Here is a 19,330-nt window from a genome sequence, read left to right on the forward strand (position 1 = left end):
CCCTCATTTTAGTTAAAAATTCAATGTCAGTTTTTTTTACAACCAACTGATATTATATTTTTTAACATGATTAACCTATTGAAAAAAGTAACTTTATCCTATTTGGCTTATTCTATGCTTTATAAGTAATAAATTTAATACAAAGTAAATCGAGGACTTAAAAATGAAAAATAACTATATAAAAGCTACTCTATTATGCTCTACCTTATTATTTGGTTCTGTTGCTCAAGCCGCATTAGTTGATTTATCAACATGGGAGAGTGATGGACAAGGAACATGGACTGTACAAGCAGGTAATGATTCTGTTATTCAAACAGTTAACGGTATACCAGGAGTTTTTTTTGAAAACGGTAATAATGCACGAGGAACAGCGATATCAGGTGAGATCACAGTAAAAACAGCAAGTGATGATGATTTTATCGGTTTTGTTTTGGGTTACCAAAATGATGAATTACGTAGTGCTTCAGCTGATTATTGGTTAATCGATTGGAAGCAAAACGATCAGACATTTCCTGGATTAGGTTCTTCACTTGATGGGTTATCATTAAGTCACGTGGTAGATGGTACGGCTGAAAGTTCATTTTGGGCGCATACTGCAGGTGCTGTAAATGAAGTTGCAAGAGCAAATAATCTAGGCTCTACAGGATGGGTAGATAATACAACATATAGCTTTGACATTGTCCATACCCCCTCACTCATTCAAGTTAAAGTGGATGGTGTCGTTGAACTAAGTGTTAGTAATATTGATGCAGGTGTTGCCGAGTTTGGTGATGGCGCTTACGGCTTTTATAACTACTCTCAATTAAATGTAGAATATGCCGGTATAACAGACAGAGTTATTGTACAACCGCCTATATCTTCTGTACCTGAGCCATCTACATTAGCTATTTTTGCTTTAGGTTTTGCTGGATTATTAACTCGTAAACTTACAAAGTAAATCGTGAACTAAATAATTTTATTATTTCCATTTACAAAAAACCGAACGCTATGTTCGGTTTTTTTAATCTTCATTATTTTTACGTAGAACGCGAACAACCTACTGACCTAACACTTTACCTTCTCTCCTAGGGTCAGCCGCCCCCTGTAAGCCATTTTTAAGTACTTTAATGACATGTAACCCACTATTTAAGTCACGAACACCTACCTTATGACCTATTGCCGTTAAACGTGGTGCTAGCGCTTCTAACGAAGTGCCTTTTTCAAGAGTTGTTGAATCATTACGATTGGTTATTTTAGGTAAGTTAACCGCCGCTTGAGGTGACAAGTCCCAATCTAAAACTCCTACAATGGTTTGCGCTACATAATTAATAATTCGACTGCCTCCTGGAGAACCCAGCACTAACTTTAAATTATTGTTTTGATCAAATACCATAGTAGGGGCCATTGAACTTCTTGGTCTTTTAAAAGGCTCTACACGGTTAGCCACTAACTTTCCGTTTTGGGTAGGCGACAATGAAAAATCTGTTAGCTGGTTATTCAGTATAAAACCTTCAACCATAACAGCTGAACCAAACGCCATTTCTACGCTTGTTGTCATTGATACGGAATTCCCCTCGGCATCTACAATTGAAATATGGCTGGTTGACGGACGCTCTATCGCATTATCTAAACCTAAAGCGAGCGCACCTTTAGGAGCGCCAGCTTGTGCTTTCCCCATATCTTTTTTCGGATCAATTAACTTAGCTCGTTTAGCTAAATAATCAGGGGCTAATAAGCCAGCAACAGGTACATTTGAAAATGCAGGATCAGCGATATATTTTTCTCTATCAGCAAATGCGAGTTTCGAACTTTGCGTAAATAAATGTAGTGATTCAATACTGTTTGGTTGTTGTTTGCTTAAATCGAAATGACTTAATAGCCCCAACATTTGAATAACCGCTATACCACCAGAGCTTGGCGGAGCCATACCACAAATATTGTAAACTCGATATTCACCACATACGGCATCAACTTGATTAGGTTTGTATTGCTTTAAGTCGCTAAGCGATAAACGTCCCGGTGCAATTTGCGTATGTTGAACTTTATCTACAATTTTTTTAGCGATCCAACCTTCATAAAAAACAGCAATACCTTCTTGTGCAATACTTTTATAAACTTTAGCTAGTTTGGGATTTTTTAAAATATCGCCCGCTTTTATAGCGATACCATTAGGGTAAAAATAAGCTTTTATTTCAGGTAGCTGTTTTACTCCAGGGTTATAAGCTAATGAAATTAATTTAGCTAAACGTGGTGAAACAACAAAACCCGTTTCAGCAAGTTTAATCGCATCTACAAACAGCTCATTCCAAGCCAACTTACCATATTTTTGATGTGCTTGATGCAAAGCTGCCAATACACCTGGCGTACCAACCGAACGACCACCTACAACCGCTTTTATCCAAGGAACTGCTTTGCCATTTTCATCTAAAAACAAGTCAGACGTTGCTTTTTCTGGCGCTGTTTCTCTACCGTCAAAAGTAGTTAAATGTTTATTGGCTTTATCCCAATAAAGCATAAAAGCACCACCACCAATACCTGAAGATTGTGGTTCAACTAGGGTAAGAACTAACTGAACAGCAATAGCAGCGTCAACCGCACTGCCGCCTTTAGCAAGTACGTTGTAACCCGCTTGGCTTGCATAAGGATTAGCCGCGGCAACCATAAACTTTTCAGTAAAAACATCTTTGTTCTGTTTTAGCCCTGTTGCTGCTTCTGGCTCTCGGTCTTCTTGCTCTGCTTTTTTAACAATATTTAGAGAATTCGATTGTTCTGGTGAAATACTATTGCCACACGATGAAATCATTAACAGTGCGCTAAAAATAATCGACTGTTTAAACGGAAAAATCATAACCTTCCTTACTGATGAACTTAAATTAATGACCTTGCCTGAATAACAATTGAAAATCGTTAAACTGGCTAAAACGGTTTAATAATGGTTTATATTTATTTGAATTAGCTTCTATTGAACTTAAAGCATAAACACAAGCTTCTAAAGATGATAATGCCTGCGCTTTTTGTGTTTTTCTAATATGGTATTTACCTTGAATATTTTCAGGTAGTGTTAAATGTGGAATGTCATGTAGAAAGTCATTTAGCATATACATCTTATAAGATTTTTTCCACGTACCATCAATTAAAATAATACACTTTATTGAGTTCAAAACTTTATCACATTTAACCATTTCATTTGTTAACGTTTTTGCATTTTTACTTGGGTATAACAAGGCAATTTCATTTTGGTATAAAGATAAAATTTCAGTTAATTCAGCATTCTCTTTGAAAACCTCACCAACAATTACCGTACAATTAACTAAGGAATTGGCCAATAACGTTATAGTACCTTTGGTTTGCTTTACTTCTGTTGGGTGTTGAAGCACAACTACGTGAATATCATTTGTGATTTCTGTAAATAAATGACAAATACAGGCTGATTTTGCACGTAAACAAAGGGGACAACATTCTCTTTTCATCTTTAACTACTGTAATTAAACTGCACATCCAGTTTTTACACAGGTGCATTCAAAATATAATAGGTATACTATCAAATAAATAGACGGTTACGATATTGAATAACCTTTAAAATTCAACAAAAATTGATATGTTCACAATAAAATCACTCCCGCTTAAAAAACATCAAATCGCTTTACCTTTATTGGTTATTATTTTATCTACACTCGCTTTTATTTTCGATGTAGATTCTTTAGCTTTTCAACGTAATCGATTTATAGAGGGTGAATTTTGGCGAGGACTTACAGGACACTTCTTACATACTAACTTTAATCATTTTATTCTAAATATAAGCGCGGTTATTTTGCTGTGGGCTTTACACGGTCAATTTTATAACCTGCTTAACTACACACTTATTTTTATTGTTTGCGCTATTACCACAACCTTTGGTGTTTATGTTTATTCACCTGAAATTATGCAATATGTTGGTTTATCGGGGGTTTTACACGGTTTATTTATATGGGGAGCCATTAAAGACATTCAAAATAAAGATAAAACGGGCTTTGTGTTACTTGTTGCCGTTGTAGGTAAGGTGATTCACGAACAAGTAAAAGGAGCAAGCCAAGAAGTAGCAGACTTAATATCTGCTACTGTTGCGATAGACGCTCACTTATGGGGCATGATAGGCGGTGGAGTTATTGGTTTACTTTCTCTTTACCATGTTAAAAAGTCGAAAAAATAGTTATAAAGTAGTTTCAAACAATTTAAATATTCTACGGTATTCATTTAACCAAGAACTAGGCTGTACAAACCCATGTGGTTCTACGGGGTAAATAGCCGTTTCAAAGTCTTGCTTTTCTAACTCAATTAATCGCTGTACTAAGCGAACGGTATCTTGAAAAAACACGTTATCATCAACCATAGGTGCATTAATTAATAGTGGTTTTTGTAACCCTTCGGCAAAATAAATAGGTGAGCTACGTTCGTACGCAATGGGATCGTCAGCAGGTGTATTTAAAATGTTAGACGTATAGCCATGATTATAATAAGCCCAATCAGACACTAAGCGTAAAGCAGAGCCTGACTGGAATAAATCAGGTTGAGTAAACATAGACATTAGGGTTAAAAATCCACCATATGAGCCACCATAAGTTCCCACACGGTTGCGATCCACATTAGCATTTTCAACTAACCAATTAACACCATCTCGCATGTCTTCTACTTCTGGTTTTCCCATATGGCGATAAATAGCCGTGCGCCAATCGCGTCCATATCCAGCGGAAGCTCTATAGTCCATATCAATAACCACATAGCCTTTTTGTACTAACATGCTATGGAACATGTATTCTCTGAAATATCCTGACCAACCTAAATGAGAATTTTGTAAGTAACCAGCGCCATGTGAAAACATAACGGCTTTATTTTTCCCCTTGTTATCATTAATGTTTTTACTATCAAACCCTTCAGGTAAATACACTTTTGAATAGATAGGCTCAGCTTGATTGCTTGATGGAATAGCGACAATACTTGGTAACGACCAAGGCATTGATAAAAAAGCCTCTGAAACCGTATGCGTTAAGCGAATAGCTTCAGGTGTATCATCAACAGTTTCCACATAAAGTTCAGGAGGCATGTTTATTTCAGAGTGAGAAATTAACAGCTTGGTATTATCAGGGCTTAATTGATAATAATTATCGCCCCCTAGATCGGTTACCGCAGTAACGTCACCAGACTGTAAATCAAGTTGGTAAATTTCATAAATACCAGGATGCTTTTGATTTGCCCTAAAAAATAAAGCGTCTTGGTTATTCGATAAAACTAAATCGTTTACTTCATACTTACCAAACGTTAGCTGTTTTTCTTTACCTTTTAATGGCTTAACATAAATATGTGAGTAACCCGACTCTTCCGATAAATAATATAAGGCGTCGTTACTTTTTGCTGTTGCGTTTAACCAACCAAACTCATTAAACGACCAATTGATCCAAGCATCGTCATGTAATCTATGTTGCGATTCAAAGCTTTTGGTTGAAAAGTCAACCGTTGCTAACCATCGGTCTTTGTTATCCCACGCTTCAAACAAAATGGCGACATTATCGCCTTTTTCATTCCATTGAATAGGATTATTCGCTTCCATGACATGAATATACCGAGGAGACTTTTCACTTTGATAAACATGGCCCTGTTTTTTATAATTTTCTGCACGCACCTTAGCTAATACATCTTCATCAAATCCGGGCAATGTATCAAAAGGTATATAGGCCATAGTGCCGTCGGTAATGTCTAACAAATAAATATATTCATTATATTGGCGATTATCGGCTACTCGACTGCGTACAGGTTTGATCGCAATATCACCCGATTTCCCCACGTAATCAGGCATAACATCGCTACTGTCAGACATAGCGGTAGAGCTTGCTACACTGACTATTATTTTATTTCCTGCAGGCGATAAGCTCGCATGAACGACTTTGTAATCTTTATTAAAGTAAAAATTAGTTTGCGTAATTGAGCTATTTTTAACACGCCAAGTGCGTTTTTGATCTTTAATCAGCTGCGCGTTTTCTTCTTGCAATTTAAGATATTTAATCAGCTTCGTTTGCTCATTCGCTAAGTAAGACTCGTTAGCTGAAATATTTTCAGCTTCATTTTTCGAAGTCATTAATAAATTAGCTAACTCTTTAATTTGATTATTTTTTAAATTTACACTGTAAAAAACATTACCAATTCGATAAGCCACATCACCATTGTTTAAAAACATCGGTGAAGTTTCAACAGCTGATGTATACGTTAACTGATGTACATTGCCACTAGCGAGCGTTTTAATAAAGACGTTGCCTTCAAAGGTATAAACCTCATGTGTTTTGTCATGATTAAGCATCGCGTCTTTATCTGACACTTGATGTAAATGAGCTAAATTAACTTGTTTTCCATTACCTTTTTCATCAATTTTTTTAACAAATAAATCGCGTAAAATATTACCTTCACGCTTTTGTTGATAAAAAATAGTGTTACTGTCATCCCCCCAATACCAAGCCTCTGGCGCTCTACCAAACCAATCAGGATCTGACATTATTTGCTCTAGGGTTATCTCTTTATTTAAAGTGTGAGCATTTAAATTCGGTTTACTTTGAATAACTGCAGGCATAACAACTGTATTTTGAGTACCAACTTGGGAAGTGGCTGTGTTATTAGTGTTTGAGTTATATATCGAGGTACACGATAACGACATGACGCTAAATGCTGAGAGCAATAATTGAGGTTTTATGTATTTTTTTCCTGGGTAATTTATTGAATGTTTGATTAACTGATTTATTATAAATTTCATGTAATAGACACTGAATTAATGAAGGCATTTAACGTTATACTTCGGCTAGTGTCTAAATTCAATTTTCTGAGATAAAGAGTAAACATTTCATGATGAAAGGTGGAATTTTCATTCCACCTTTATCACTTTCGAATGCTTACTTAAAAACTCCCTCTTACACCTAAACTGACACCTTTTGCAGGTAGTGGCGCTACATCTTTCAAGAAAGATGAATGCACTCTAGCGTCAACATCAGTAATGTTATCTACTTTTAAAAACACCACAAAATCGTCACCAATATTATCTATATAGTAATTAACGTTTGCGTCTACCATGGTGTAACCTGCAGTAGATGTTTCGTTATTTGCTACTTTATTTTGGCTAAAATAACGTTGAGCAGTTAACGATGCAGAAAAATTTTCGCCAGTGTAATTAAATTCAGAACCTATACGTAAAGGTGGAATTCTTGGTAAGTTGTCGCCTTGCGTTAATTTAGCTCTGATGTAATCACCAAAAATTTTAGCGGTAAAGTTTGAAGATACTTGATAAATCAGCTCAGATTCTAATCCATATAAATCGACATCTGATTGTTCATAGGCGTAAATAGGTAGAAAGCTTTCTTCTTCATGCTCGTGATCTGCTTCGTTATGCTCTTCTTCGTCTTCAAATATTTCGCTGGTAAACCCTGTATTGCGTTGAAAATAATAATCATCAATTCGATTATAAAAAGCACTCATAACAAAACCTAAATCACCTTCGAACTTTCTAAAGGTAACGTCAAAGCTCAAACTTGATTCAAGCTCAACATCTTTATCGGATAAAACCACTTGTTCTGTAGCTTCATCTATTTTGTATAGCGCTCCTAGCTCATAGGTACTGGTACCAATATGTGGGCCATTTGAAAATACTTCACTGGCAGACGGCGCACGCTGAGAATACCCTAACGATAAACCTAAGTTGTAGCCCGGAGTAAAGTTCCATACAACGCCTAAAGATGAACTTAATGGAGTGAATGATTGATCTTTCATATCATTATTCAAATGAATAAAATTTTCACTTTCATCGGTTAGCTCTGCTTTTAATGACACATGTTCAAGACGTATTCCTGCTTGCACAAGAAATTGATCAAAGTGTTTTTCTTCTAACCATGCAAGTGCCGTCATCGCTGTTTTTGAAGGAGGCGTAAATGCTTCTTCCCCTATGGCTTCAAAATCTGATTTTTTATAATGAAGTGTAAAAGCACCTTTCCAGTCGTTTAAAGGTTTATGGTATAAGTCAAAACGCGTTTCAAACATTTTATTTTTAAAAGTAGTCCCCGGAGCACCATCTTCAATTTCTTGATGAATATAATCGGTATACGCAATTTTAGTAGCAACACGATGGAATACGTCATTATCAAAAGTTAGATCGCTTAAAATTTGGTAACGGTCTTGCTCTAAAATACTGTATACCTGCTCTTCTTCATGTGCGTCGTGCTCTGCTTCATCATGGTCTTCTTCGTGTTCATCTTCATGATGATGTTCATGTCCAGGTAAGCCGTACTTACGATCTAAATATCCGTAAGAAAAACCTATAAAGCCGTTATCCATTAAATAACTAACACCCGCATTATAACCTTTAGCTCTTGAAGAAGAGTTTTCTAAGGTATCAGTTAATTCTTCATGTTCTTCGTGCTCTTCTTCCGTTTCGCCTTCATGCTCTTCATGCTCTTCATGTTCGTCATGCTCTAGGGCTGTTAACGGAATTTTATAATCGTTAGATTCACGATAAAAAGCATCTACATGAAAAGCTAAAGCCGTATCGTTATCAAGCTCTACACCGCTATTTACATTAAAAGAAGCTTCGTTTTCATCAGACACGTCGTTATGTTTAACTAAATAATCTACTTGGTTATCTATGCTAGTAGGCACTCGGTTATCAACTACATTCACTACACCACCAATAGCGCCACTACCGTAAAATAATGTAGCAGGTCCACGTAATACTTCAATTTGTGTTGCGGTACTTGCTTCAGATGAAACGGCATGATCAGGACCTACGCGAGAAGCATCACTTACATCAAGGCCGTTTTGAGTCACCATGACACGCGGCCCATCTAAACCACGAATAATAGGGCTACTTGATACAGGACCAAAGTAGCTTGAATGAACACCTAATTCCCCTTTAAGAGTTTCACCTAAAGTAGACGCTTGTTTTAATCGTAACTCGTCGCTTGATAACACGTTAATTGGCAATGCTGACTCAATTGAAGAGGAATGTAATGGCGTGGCATAAACATCAATGTTTTCCATCACACTTGGCTTTAATGTGTATAACAATCCGCTTAAGTCATTATCGCCTACACTAACGTGCTGATTAAAATGACTATAGTTTTTAGCGACAATATGAAGTTCGTATTCGCCAGCATCTAATCCTGAAATTTCAAAATAACCTTGGTTATCTGTAAATACTTTTTTATTACTATGGCCAAGAACAATCTGGCTATTAATGCTAGGCTTTCCGGCAGTATTAACTACTTTTCCTGAAATTGTTTGTGCGAATGTTTGAGGTATTGCAAGCATACCTAAAGTACAACACGACAGCTTAAACGCCATCGTACTTTTTTTAATAAAAGTCATTGGATGTTCCTGTGAACTCAAAAATAAACGTTAAAAATACCGAAACACATAGTGGTAACGGTAAGATAAATTTTAAGTATTACAATTGAACAGGCGGAGCTCTTAAAGGTGGTGTTACTGAATAGTTTGAATGTGCTAACGGTTTAACAACATTCGATGAAAAGCTTAAAAAGCGTGAGACCAGTGGTTGAATAATTTCAACATTATTATCAACATTATCTATATTTTGCTGACATAAATGACAGTTTTGCTCTGCACTGCTACTTGTTAAGTCACCAAGAGCTAAATCATAGTGGTTTCCATGGCTTATAAACGAAAACAACAACGCAAAAGCCAATACGATAGGTACAAAAACCTGACGTGCATTGACGCGCTGTAATTGAACTAAAAAGTTAGATAATTTGTTAGGTAATACGTTTAACAAAATAAAGGCAAATGATTGTCACACATTAAGTGTGATATTATAACGTATATAGTTTATGCACAAGGGCTAATGCTTATAAGTATTATTTAATCCCCTTTTATAAATAAAGAGCTTATTTTAATTCAAAAGAAAATTAATAAAGTCGTGCTAATTTAGTCTGTAGAAATTACCAATTCATTAAAAATCATAATACTCTACAAGATGATCAATAAAAGCTCTAATACGTGCCGTTAAATGTCGGTTAGGCGGATAAACAGCATAAAGACCAATTGCTGATGCTTCCGCAGCTTCAAATAATATCTTCAAGCTGCCGTCTTCCACATGCGAATTGACTGCATATAATGGTGCTCTGCCTATACCAACACCTTGCACAGCCATTTGCACAATAGCGCGTGGTGAATTGGCATGAAAGCTCCCCTGCATTTTGTAGGTTTTTATTTCGCCTTTTAGCTTAAAACTCCAATGGGCAGGTTCCTTGGTGGTCATTTGTAATAAACAATTATGCGTTGTTAATCCACTCGGGTGTTTAGGTTCACCGTATTTACGTAAATAATCAGGTGATGCAACAACAACAATACGCATGTCGCGTAGCTTACGAGCGATCAATGTAGAATCATCTAATTTGCCAAAGCGAACGGCTAAATCAAATCCTCCCTCTACAATAGAAACAAGATGATCCGCTAGGTGCAGGTCAATACTTACATTAGGATGAACAAGCTGAAATGCCGCTATTGCTTCTACCAGTTCTTTACTACCAAACCCTGTTGGTGCTGTTATTCTTATAGGTCCAGCGAGATCTGATTGTCGCTGTTGAACCATGCCTTCTAGTTCATCAAATTGATCCAGTAAAGGCACACAACGTTCATAGTAAGCTTTACCCGTGTCGGTTAACGTAACACTTCGGGTAGTACGGTAAAATAGCTGAGCACCTAGCTTTTCTTCTAACTGTTGTACATATTTACTAGCAAGTTTAGTACTAACATCTATTTGCTTAGCCCCACCAGTAAAAGACTCATTCGTAGCAACAGCCACAAATGCTTCCATACACTTTATCGTATCCATTAGCTTATCTCATTTCTCACCTATTATCCCCATAATGTACATAAAGATTCCATATTTCAAGTTATTGTCTTCGATTCGAATCAAAAATATAGTAGTCACTCATTTAAAATAAGCACCATCACTGTACTTAAGAGAGAATAAAAATGACAAATTCAATAAAGATCCATAGCTTTCCACTTTCAGGCCATGCTCACCGCGTAGAGTTATTTGCAAGCATTGCGGGTATAAAGCACGAAGTAAATAATATTAATTTACCAGAAGGTGAACATAAACAAGCCCCTTTCTTAGCCTTGAACCCATTAGGACAAGTACCAACGATTGAAGATGGCGATATTGTGATCAGCGATTCAAACGCTATTTTAGTTTACTTAGCGAGAAAATATGCGCCAGATTATCTCCCGCAAGATCCTCAATTAGAAGCTGAAGTACAAAAATTTCTTACCTTAGCCGCAGGCGAATTAGCTTATGGTCCTGCTGCTGCAAGATTAGTTACGGTATTTAATGTGCCAATTGATCACGATTTTACTAAAGCAACCGCTGCAAAAGTATTAACTAAGCTTGAAAATCATATGGTGGGTCGTGAGTTTTTAGTAGGTAATGCACCGACTATTGCTGATATCTCTATTTATAGCTATACCGCACATGCTCCTGAAGGTGGTGTTTCATTGGAACCCTACCCTAATGTTCGTCGTTTATTATCAAACATTGAATCGTTATCAGGTTTTAAAGCGATGCCAACAACCAAAGCGGGTTTATTAGCTGAGTAAATATAATACAACTTATACACCGATAGAGCATGCCACGTTAATTTCGACATGCTCTCTTAAATAACTTCCCAATCGTTTTACCGAGGTATTTATGGATAAGCAAATAACAACTCAAGACAATAATAAAACTCCATTATCACCTTTTCATCGTGGTGAACATGAATTACAAGCACGCATAGGCAAACGTGAAAAAATGGAAAACATTGGTCATCGAGCTGTGCGTTCATTTATGCCAGATCAACACAGAGAATTTTTTGCGCAACTGCCTTTTATGGTTGTGGGTAGTGTAGACAATAACGGCTGGCCATGGGCTTCAATTTTACCCGGTAAACCGGGCTTTGTTGAATCACCAAGTCCCACTTCATTAAATATAGCAAGTACAGCCATTCAAGGTGATCCGCTTGGCGAATCATTAAAAGAAACAGGCCGACCTCTAGGTTTTGTTGGTATAGAACTCAATACACGACGACGCAATAGAGTAAATGGGCGTATCGCTACATCGAATGAAAATAACATAACCGTTAACGTTGACCAATCCTTCGGTAATTGTCCGCAGTATATTCAACACAGAAGCCTCAACTTTATTCGTGAAGTAGGCGAACAGGGTCAGCATTATGAAAAACAAACCTTCTCAACACTTGACCAAGCAGCAAAAGCTTTAATTAAAACTGCTGATACTTTTTTTGTTTCAAGCTTTGTTCGATCAAAAGATCAACCCAAAATAGAAGGTGTTGATGTGTCTCACCGAGGAGGCCGTCCTGGATTTATTAAAATAGAAGGAAACACCTTAACAATACCTGATTACGCGGGTAATCAATTTTTTAATACCTTAGGTAATTTTTTGATTAACCCTAAAGGCGGCTTAATATTTATTGATTTTTCAACTGGCGAATTATTAATGTTAACGGGCACTGTAGAATTATTATGGGGTGCTAATGAAACACTTATTAATGAAGAGACTAACGAAGAAATACAAGCCTTTAAAGGCGCTGAAAGAGCGTGGAAGTTTACACTTAATCACGGTATTCGATTAAAAGACGCTTTGCCTTTTCGAGCAAACTTAGGCGAGTTTTCTCCGAATACATTAATGACAGGTAATTGGGAAGAAACCGCAAAAACCATTGCTGCTCAAGCCAAACAAGATCAATGGCAAACTTTTAAAGTAACTAAAGTTGCAAACGAAAGTGAAGACATTCGTTCGTTTTATTTAGAGCCTAACGACAACAGCGCGCTATTAACCTTTAAAGCAGGACAATACTTAACGGTAAAAATACCCTCTTTGCCTGATCAAAAAGCACATATTCGCACTTACACCGTTTCATCAGCACCTGATGAAAGCTATTACAGAATTTCAGTAAAAAAAGAAAATAAAGGCATTGTTTCAAACTACTTACATAACAACTTGCAGCAAGGTGATGTTATTGAAGTAAAAACACCTCGTGGCGACTTTTATATAAATGCTTTAGAAAAAAGACCCGCCGTACTTATTGCCGCGGGTGTAGGTATTACTCCCATGATGTCGATGGCCTTGCATGTTTACAATGAAAGTATTCGCATGCGACAGCTTCGCCCATTAACCGTTATTCATGCAGCTAAAACAACAAATAGCCGTGCATTTCTAGCTGAATTTAAACAATTAGAACAAGTAACAAACGGTGCTATACGCTACTTGAGCTTTATCAGCCAACCTTTAACAACAGAAAAAGCAGGAATTGATTTTAACGGTAGCGGTCGTTTAAGTGCAGTTATTTATAAACAAATATTGTCTCTCGACGACTATGACTTTTTTCTTTGTGGTCCGACAGCATTCATGCAATCACAATACAATACTTTGTCTGAATTAGGCGTTAAAGATTCCCGTATTTTTGCGGAAGCTTTTGGCCCTGCATCAATAAAAAGAACAGTTGTTCTTGCCACATCTGCTCAACCAAATCTTGAAGCTGAAAACAGTGTGATCAAATTTACCAAATCTAAGTTTGAACAACCATGGAGCCAAGGTGATAAAACGATTTTAGAAACAGCTGAAGAGCATGGGTTAACGCCTGAATTTAGTTGTCGTAATGGTAAATGCGGATCCTGCGTAACGACATTATTATCAGGAGAAGTGACTTACAGAAATCAACCTAGCGCACCAATAAATAAAAACGAAGTACTGATATGTTGTGCTGTTCCGGCAAAAAACAGCAATACCATCGAAATCGATTTATAACTCAGCCTGAATTTATATCTTTGGACGATTAGATTCAAAATGAAGACTTTTAGAAGCCTTTCCAATGACCTCTATTTGTACCATATCTTTACTGAACATTACCAAACACATTAATAGAAACTGAAAAAATGAACATATTAAACAACCTAAAAACATACACAGCAGCCCTATTACTTTTCACAACAGCTGCACACTTACCTATAGCTCATGCAGATAGTAATGTGATTGCTGTTGACTACATTCGTGGCGAAGGCGACGTAGAAGGTATTAAAATTGCCTATCAGCGTCATACTGATTACTTAAAGCAATTTTCATCAAACCTAGAACTTTATGTTGAAACTAGTGTGAATTTTTGGGAATACGGCGCAGAAAACAAACATGATACAAACTTTGTATTAGCGATGTCGCCAGTAATTAGGTATCAAATTGGCAGTGCCTACTCCAACCCGTTATATGCAGAGTTAGGCATAGGCGTATCATTATTAGATGATACGCAGTTTGCAGGAAAAAACGTAAGTACTCATTACCAGTTTGAAGACAGATTAGGCTTAGTTTATAAGTTTGGGAAAAATCAAAAAAATAGCATTGCATTACGCTATTTGCATTACTCAAATGCAGGGTTTAAAAGCCCAAATCCGGGGTTAGATTTTGTGAGTCTTTCGTACAGTTCTACAATCTAGTTACTTATTTAACCTGAACTTTGGTTAACGGGTTTTATAATATTTTGATTTATAATAAATATTTATAAAAAGCACTCGGTATGTCTGGAGTTTTTATAAGACAATTAAGCTCAGTGATGAAATTTAAGAGTATATCAAAGCGTTTTTGCGTACCAATAACTGGTTATTGGAAGTAAAAACAACGCAGATAGGTGCTTAAATAGCGTTACTGAGTAAAATAGCTTAACCATAGCTCAGGTTATTTAACGTAGTTGGTTTTAAGTTAAGCCTTGTTTAACCGTTTAATTAAACAAGGCCAAGTATTTACTCAATATTTACACGAATAGTACTTGCAACTCCGTCATAAATAGCAGAAACAATTACAACGCCTTTAGCATTTCCTGTACTTGTTAATTTATAACTCGCCTTATTCGTACCTAATTCAACAGGTTTAGCTTCTACTAGCTTACTTCCGCCGTTAGTACTCCATTGAGCAAATTCAGAAACATTCAAGCTTGCAGGTGTACCCTTATAATTAGCGGTTAATGTTAACTCTATTGAATCTGAAGGCTCAAGAGTGATATCGGTGCCATCATTGATTTGCATAGAGTCTATATCTGCTTCACCTGTAACTTGTAATGTCGCTATAGCTTCTTTACCACCACAGGTTCCAGTTAATCTTGTAACACCTGGTTTAAGTGCTAATATAGTTCCTTTATTATCACCCTCTGTTGTTATACCACTAACGTTCTGACCTACTTGTGACCAAGAGATAGCATTATCAATAACAAAATCTTGTTTAGAAGCTTTAGACTCTAAAGTTGCTTGGCTGCTAATTTGCATACGTTCACCAACGTTTAAGGTGATCAAACTAGTTATTTCGTCATTACGTAAAACATCGATATTATCTAAAAATTGAGGATCAGCTGTAACAGCTAATAACTTTGAAACATTACCTATTTTTGCTGTAATAATAATATCTTCAATTGTAGCGGACGAGGTATACAAAGTACCGTCAGTGGTGATAGTTGCACTTGTATTTTTATTCAGGCTAAACTCCATATTTTTTACTGTGTTTTCTGATACGTAGCCGTCATTGTATGTGACATCTCCTCTTATAGGAGTACCGATACAAGTATAAATATTACCGTCATATACCTCATCGGTTATTGGTGAAATTGTCTTTAATGCAATATTTGTTACACCTACGTCACTGACGGATATTTCACCTTCACCATAAATATCCTCTAAAATAGTAGTGGCTGTGATAGTGACAATACCTTGATTAACCGTTGAATTAGCTACTGCCGTTACTAAACCTTTACTATCCACAGTAGCAATACTAGGATCACTTGAAGTCCAACTTTTTATTTCATTGGTTACATCTCGTAGTTTACCATTACTATCAAGCCCCATCACTTTAAGTTGATGTTTATCATCTTTAGATAAACGTATATGATCATTAATAATGGTTACTTTTTCGATAATAGTGCCATCAGCACGTAGCTTTTCTAGCTCAACTGAACGGGCTAACTCAGCCGAATTATGATCTGAATTACAACCCACTATAGCGAAACAGCTTGATATTAAAGAGCTAATGAGAAGCCTATAAGGCAGTGATTTTTTTTGAATTTTCATCTGAATTCCTTTTATACAGCAAGGTAATAGGTACTAAAACTGATAAGTTATACCAAGAGAAATAGCCGTAATTTCAATATCGCTATCTTTATAAAGTGACTGATAGGCGAGCCTAACTTGAGTGTTTTTTAAGTAAGGAACTTGTTGATGCATAGCAATAGCCCACGAGAAACCATTATAATCATCGGTACCATTGTATGCTTCTTCAGGACCCGAAACCGTCATTTCAGTCATTGCATAGCCTGCTGAAAGATCTAAACCGAAACCATCCACAATACCTGATTGCATAACAAAATAGAGCCCGATACTTTTTTCTATATCAAATTCTGTACGAAGAATATTATCGGTATTATTAGCGACTAAATATTGAGCTTCAAAAGCCATATTGTTATTACTAACACCTACTCGTAAAGCTGTTGCTTTGGGTTTAGCTTCTTCACTAGAAAGCTCAATATTAGTAGATAAATAATCTACACCAATATAAGGAGTGTCAGCAAAGCACTGAAATGAAGAGCCAAGTAATAGTAGAGAAAAGAACTTGTTCATGAATGATAAAATCCATATTAAACTGAGGTGTGCATAGTATCTAGGCAGTTATATGGAGTCAAGGTTAGTAACTCCATATAGAAGAGTAAAATCATGGAAAAAATATTATAAATTAAGATTATAATTTGAAGTTAAGTTAACTTTACGGTGTCTAATAAATTGACTAGTAATGTAAAAGTTCAACAGTCCTATCAAGCTTTATCTGGACTTGTTGCTTCAAATAATTCCCAAGTATTAATTTTTGCTAAAAAGTCACTTAACCCAGTATGCCTATCAATTGAAAAACGCTGACGGAATACTCCCCAACTAAGTAAACAAGCTAAGCGAATTTGTCCATCAGAGTAATTATGTTCGCTAATAGTTGTTGAACTAATTATCGTATTAAGTTGCTTTAAACAATCACTCACTCTATCTCTCTGACGTTGCATGTAATCATTGTTTTCAGGCGTAATGCCACTATTACCTAAGATGAATAAATTAATTTCTGAATCAAGTGCTGTATTTACTAATGCGTATAGATCAAAGTCTGCAACATCAACAAATCCCGCTTGACCATTTTTTTGTTTAATATGCAATAAAATACTGCTTGAATCTGTTAACGTTAAATCACCATCTTGTAAAAATGGTACTTTCTTCGCTGGTGATTTTTCAGCACTGCTCGCATAGTCGGTATCAACAAATTCAAAGTCGATATTCGCGCTTAATAAAGCAATGCGACAATGTCTTACAAACGGTGATGTATAGCTGCCATAAAGAATCATATTTTTACCTATCTAGTAAAGTTACTAAGGAGTTGTGCTTCTTATATTAATTCAAATCATCTCAATTCGTTAACTAATTTTTAAAGAATATTTGTACGAGTATCAACTTAAATAAACGTAAACTGAGTGTCTAACTTGACTTGAACCTAAACGACTCAACTGAACCATTTAAATAAACTAAATCAACCACAATTTTTTGTTTTTTAATCATGTAGTTGAATCAATTACCCTAAAATTTTATTCATCTCTTTAGTAAAAAAGTAGACTACTAGTTATTTTTAGGTATCATCACAAGGGATAACGCAATCCCTAAAGTATAAAAAATCTGTACTCTACCTATTTTCATATAAGGCACTAGGAAGTATGTACAAAACCCAATAAGCTTTACATAAAGCACAATAGGACAAAACATGAAATTTTTCATAAACCTACTAAGTTTATTATTGTTAATAAACTTAAGTTTTTATTCTGTGGCCAAACAGCCGCCTAACCTATTGATTATTCAAACAGATGAACATAATTTTCGTACAATTAGTGCGTACCGTAATTTATTACCTAATGCTCAAGGAGATATTTGGGGTAAAGGAAATAACGTAGATACTCCTAATATTGACCGGTTAGCTAAAGAAGGCGCTATTGCTATGAATTTTTATTCATCAGCACCTGTATGTACACCATCAAGGGCCTCTTTTGTTACAGGGTTACGTCCTTATGCAACAGGCGCACCGAGTAATGGCGAACATCTAAGTAAAAACGTAAAAACCTTTGCTCATGTATTAGAAGAAAATGGGTATTCCACTTCTTATGTAGGAAAATGGCACTTAGCTGGCCATGGTAAATACTTATTTGATATTAAATACAAAGCGGGCTTTACAGACAACCGTTACATGATGACAGGCGGCCACGCGCCATATTTTCACATTCAAAAAAATGGATTGAAGGGAATCGGCGCAAAACAAGCGTCTAAACTCCCTAAAAATGAAATAATCCACCTAACCGATTATTTCACTGATAAAGCATTAGAGATTTTAGAGCGTGACAAAAATAAACCTTTCGCTTTAATGGTTTCAATTCCTGATCCACATACACCAGACCATGCTCGTCCACCTTACGATAAAATGTATGAACATTTAAAGCCTATTGCTCCAACAAGTATGAGCCAAAAATATTCTCCATATAAACCTCGTTGGGCGAAAGGTGGCGATAAAAACGATGCGAAAAAGTTTAATCCAACACCACTTATTCAATATTTTGGAATGGTTAAACATATTGACGATAACGTAGGCAAATTACTTAGCTTCTTAGAAAAAAATAACCTAGCAGAAAATACCATTGTTGTATTTACCGCCGATCATGGTGATATGTTTTTCGAGCACAAACGTTTAAATAAAAGTGTGCCGTTTGAAGCGGCAGCAAGGATCCCATTTTTAATTCGTTACCCTAACTCAATTCCTGCAGGTAAAGTTATTCGTAAAGCTTATACAACAATGGATTTTGCTCCGACAATACTAGATATTATGGAAGTGAAAAATGATGTTCCATTTCAAGGTTTGAATGCTGGTAATGATTTTAGTAATGATAAAAAATTAATTGAAGACAGCCGTGTAACCTATTATGAACAAGGCTGGGTAGCTGCTGTTGATAATCGCTATAAACTTATTTTAGATGTTAAAGAAAAACCTTGGTTATATGATTTACAAAATGATCCTAATGAACAGGTAAACCAATACAACAACCCTACATATAAAACAGTTGTTGAGCGTTTAAAAAAGTCATTATTTGAAGAAATGAAAAAGAACAATGAACCAAGTTTAGAGAAGACATTCCAACTCTAGCATTAGTGATAAAAGTTAAAATGTGCCAATACCCGTTTCACTTATGAAGCGGGTATTGGCTAAAACTCTGTAGAGAGG

15 protein-coding genes are annotated in these 19,330 nt (G+C 36.0%); 6 read left to right on the top strand and 9 right to left on the bottom strand.

Going from position 1 to position 19,330, the window contains the following annotated elements:
• The first annotated feature begins 163 nt into the window (after positions 1-163).
• Positions 164-937: a PEP-CTERM sorting domain-containing protein gene (locus tag B0X80_RS00355; RefSeq protein ID WP_077337875.1), complete on the top strand. Its 774-nt coding sequence runs from the start codon at positions 164-166 to the stop codon at positions 935-937.
• Positions 938-1,036: 99 nt separating this feature from the next.
• Here B0X80_RS00355 and ggt read toward each other — a convergent pair whose 3' ends face one another.
• Both ggt and B0X80_RS00365 read right to left on the bottom strand, forming a co-directional pair.
• A complete protein-coding gene (gene ggt, locus B0X80_RS00360) occupies positions 1,037-2,827 on the bottom strand; it encodes a gamma-glutamyltransferase (protein ID WP_077337876.1) in 1,791 nt (596 codons plus the stop codon).
• Between the two features lie 25 nt (positions 2,828-2,852).
• A complete protein-coding gene (locus B0X80_RS00365; protein WP_077337877.1) occupies positions 2,853-3,449 on the bottom strand; it encodes a tRNA-uridine aminocarboxypropyltransferase in 597 nt (198 codons plus the stop codon).
• Between the two features lie 128 nt (positions 3,450-3,577).
• Here B0X80_RS00365 and rrtA point away from each other — a divergent pair, with 128 nt between their 5' ends.
• Positions 3,578-4,168: a rhombosortase gene (rrtA, locus tag B0X80_RS00370; protein WP_077337878.1), complete on the top strand. Its 591-nt coding sequence runs from the start codon at positions 3,578-3,580 to the stop codon at positions 4,166-4,168.
• Here rrtA and B0X80_RS00375 read toward each other — a convergent pair whose 3' ends face one another.
• The 4 genes from B0X80_RS00375 to B0X80_RS00390 all read right to left on the bottom strand — a co-directional run bounded on the left by B0X80_RS00375 (position 4,169) and on the right by B0X80_RS00390 (position 10,837).
• Positions 4,169-6,658: a S9 family peptidase gene (locus tag B0X80_RS00375; protein WP_175623860.1), complete on the bottom strand. Its 2,490-nt coding sequence runs from the start codon at positions 6,656-6,658 to the stop codon at positions 4,169-4,171.
• Between the two features lie 236 nt (positions 6,659-6,894).
• Complete coding sequence (locus B0X80_RS00380; protein WP_245825344.1) at positions 6,895-9,351, bottom strand: TonB-dependent receptor; 2,457 nt, start codon at positions 9,349-9,351, stop codon at positions 6,895-6,897.
• Between the two features lie 79 nt (positions 9,352-9,430).
• A complete protein-coding gene (locus tag B0X80_RS00385; RefSeq protein ID WP_077337880.1) occupies positions 9,431-9,775 on the bottom strand; it encodes a hypothetical protein in 345 nt (114 codons plus the stop codon).
• Positions 9,776-9,952: 177 nt separating this feature from the next.
• On the bottom strand, positions 9,953-10,837 hold the full coding sequence (locus B0X80_RS00390; protein ID WP_077337881.1) for a LysR family transcriptional regulator: 885 nt from the start codon (positions 10,835-10,837) through the stop codon (positions 9,953-9,955).
• Between the two features lie 143 nt (positions 10,838-10,980).
• Here B0X80_RS00390 and B0X80_RS00395 point away from each other — a divergent pair, with 143 nt between their 5' ends.
• The 3 genes from B0X80_RS00395 (at position 10,981) to B0X80_RS00405 (ending at position 14,493) form a co-directional block, all read left to right on the top strand.
• Positions 10,981-11,604 (top strand): glutathione S-transferase family protein, encoded by a 624-nt coding sequence (locus B0X80_RS00395; RefSeq protein ID WP_077337882.1) that lies wholly within the window; start codon positions 10,981-10,983, stop codon positions 11,602-11,604.
• A 91-nt stretch (positions 11,605-11,695) separates the two neighbouring features.
• Positions 11,696-13,813 carry an FAD-binding oxidoreductase gene (locus tag B0X80_RS00400; protein WP_077337883.1) on the top strand — a complete coding sequence of 706 codons (2,118 nt, stop codon included), beginning with the start codon at positions 11,696-11,698 and terminating at the stop codon, positions 13,811-13,813.
• Positions 13,814-13,941: 128 nt separating this feature from the next.
• Positions 13,942-14,493: an acyloxyacyl hydrolase gene (locus B0X80_RS00405; protein ID WP_077337884.1), complete on the top strand. Its 552-nt coding sequence runs from the start codon at positions 13,942-13,944 to the stop codon at positions 14,491-14,493.
• 303 nt (positions 14,494-14,796) lie between these two features.
• Here B0X80_RS00405 and B0X80_RS00410 read toward each other — a convergent pair whose 3' ends face one another.
• The 3 genes from B0X80_RS00410 to B0X80_RS00420 form a co-directional block, all read right to left on the bottom strand.
• A complete protein-coding gene (locus B0X80_RS00410; RefSeq protein WP_077337885.1) occupies positions 14,797-16,110 on the bottom strand; it encodes an Ig-like domain-containing protein in 1,314 nt (437 codons plus the stop codon).
• Positions 16,111-16,143: 33 nt separating this feature from the next.
• Positions 16,144-16,656 (bottom strand): outer membrane beta-barrel protein, encoded by a 513-nt coding sequence (locus tag B0X80_RS00415; RefSeq protein ID WP_077337886.1) that lies wholly within the window; start codon positions 16,654-16,656, stop codon positions 16,144-16,146.
• A gap of 191 nt (positions 16,657-16,847) precedes the next feature.
• Positions 16,848-17,417 carry a glutathione S-transferase family protein gene (locus tag B0X80_RS00420; protein WP_077337887.1) on the bottom strand — a complete coding sequence of 190 codons (570 nt, stop codon included), beginning with the start codon at positions 17,415-17,417 and terminating at the stop codon, positions 16,848-16,850.
• 410 nt (positions 17,418-17,827) lie between these two features.
• On the opposite strand from B0X80_RS00420, the gene B0X80_RS00425 reads away from it, so the two are divergent.
• Entirely contained in the window at positions 17,828-19,252 is a 1,425-nt protein-coding gene (locus B0X80_RS00425; RefSeq protein ID WP_077337888.1) for a sulfatase-like hydrolase/transferase, read from the top strand.
• Positions 19,253-19,330 lie beyond the last annotated feature (78 nt).

Source organism: Pseudocolwellia agarivorans, assembly GCF_002000085.1.
Classification (GTDB): domain Bacteria; phylum Pseudomonadota; class Gammaproteobacteria; order Enterobacterales; family Alteromonadaceae; genus Pseudocolwellia; species Pseudocolwellia agarivorans.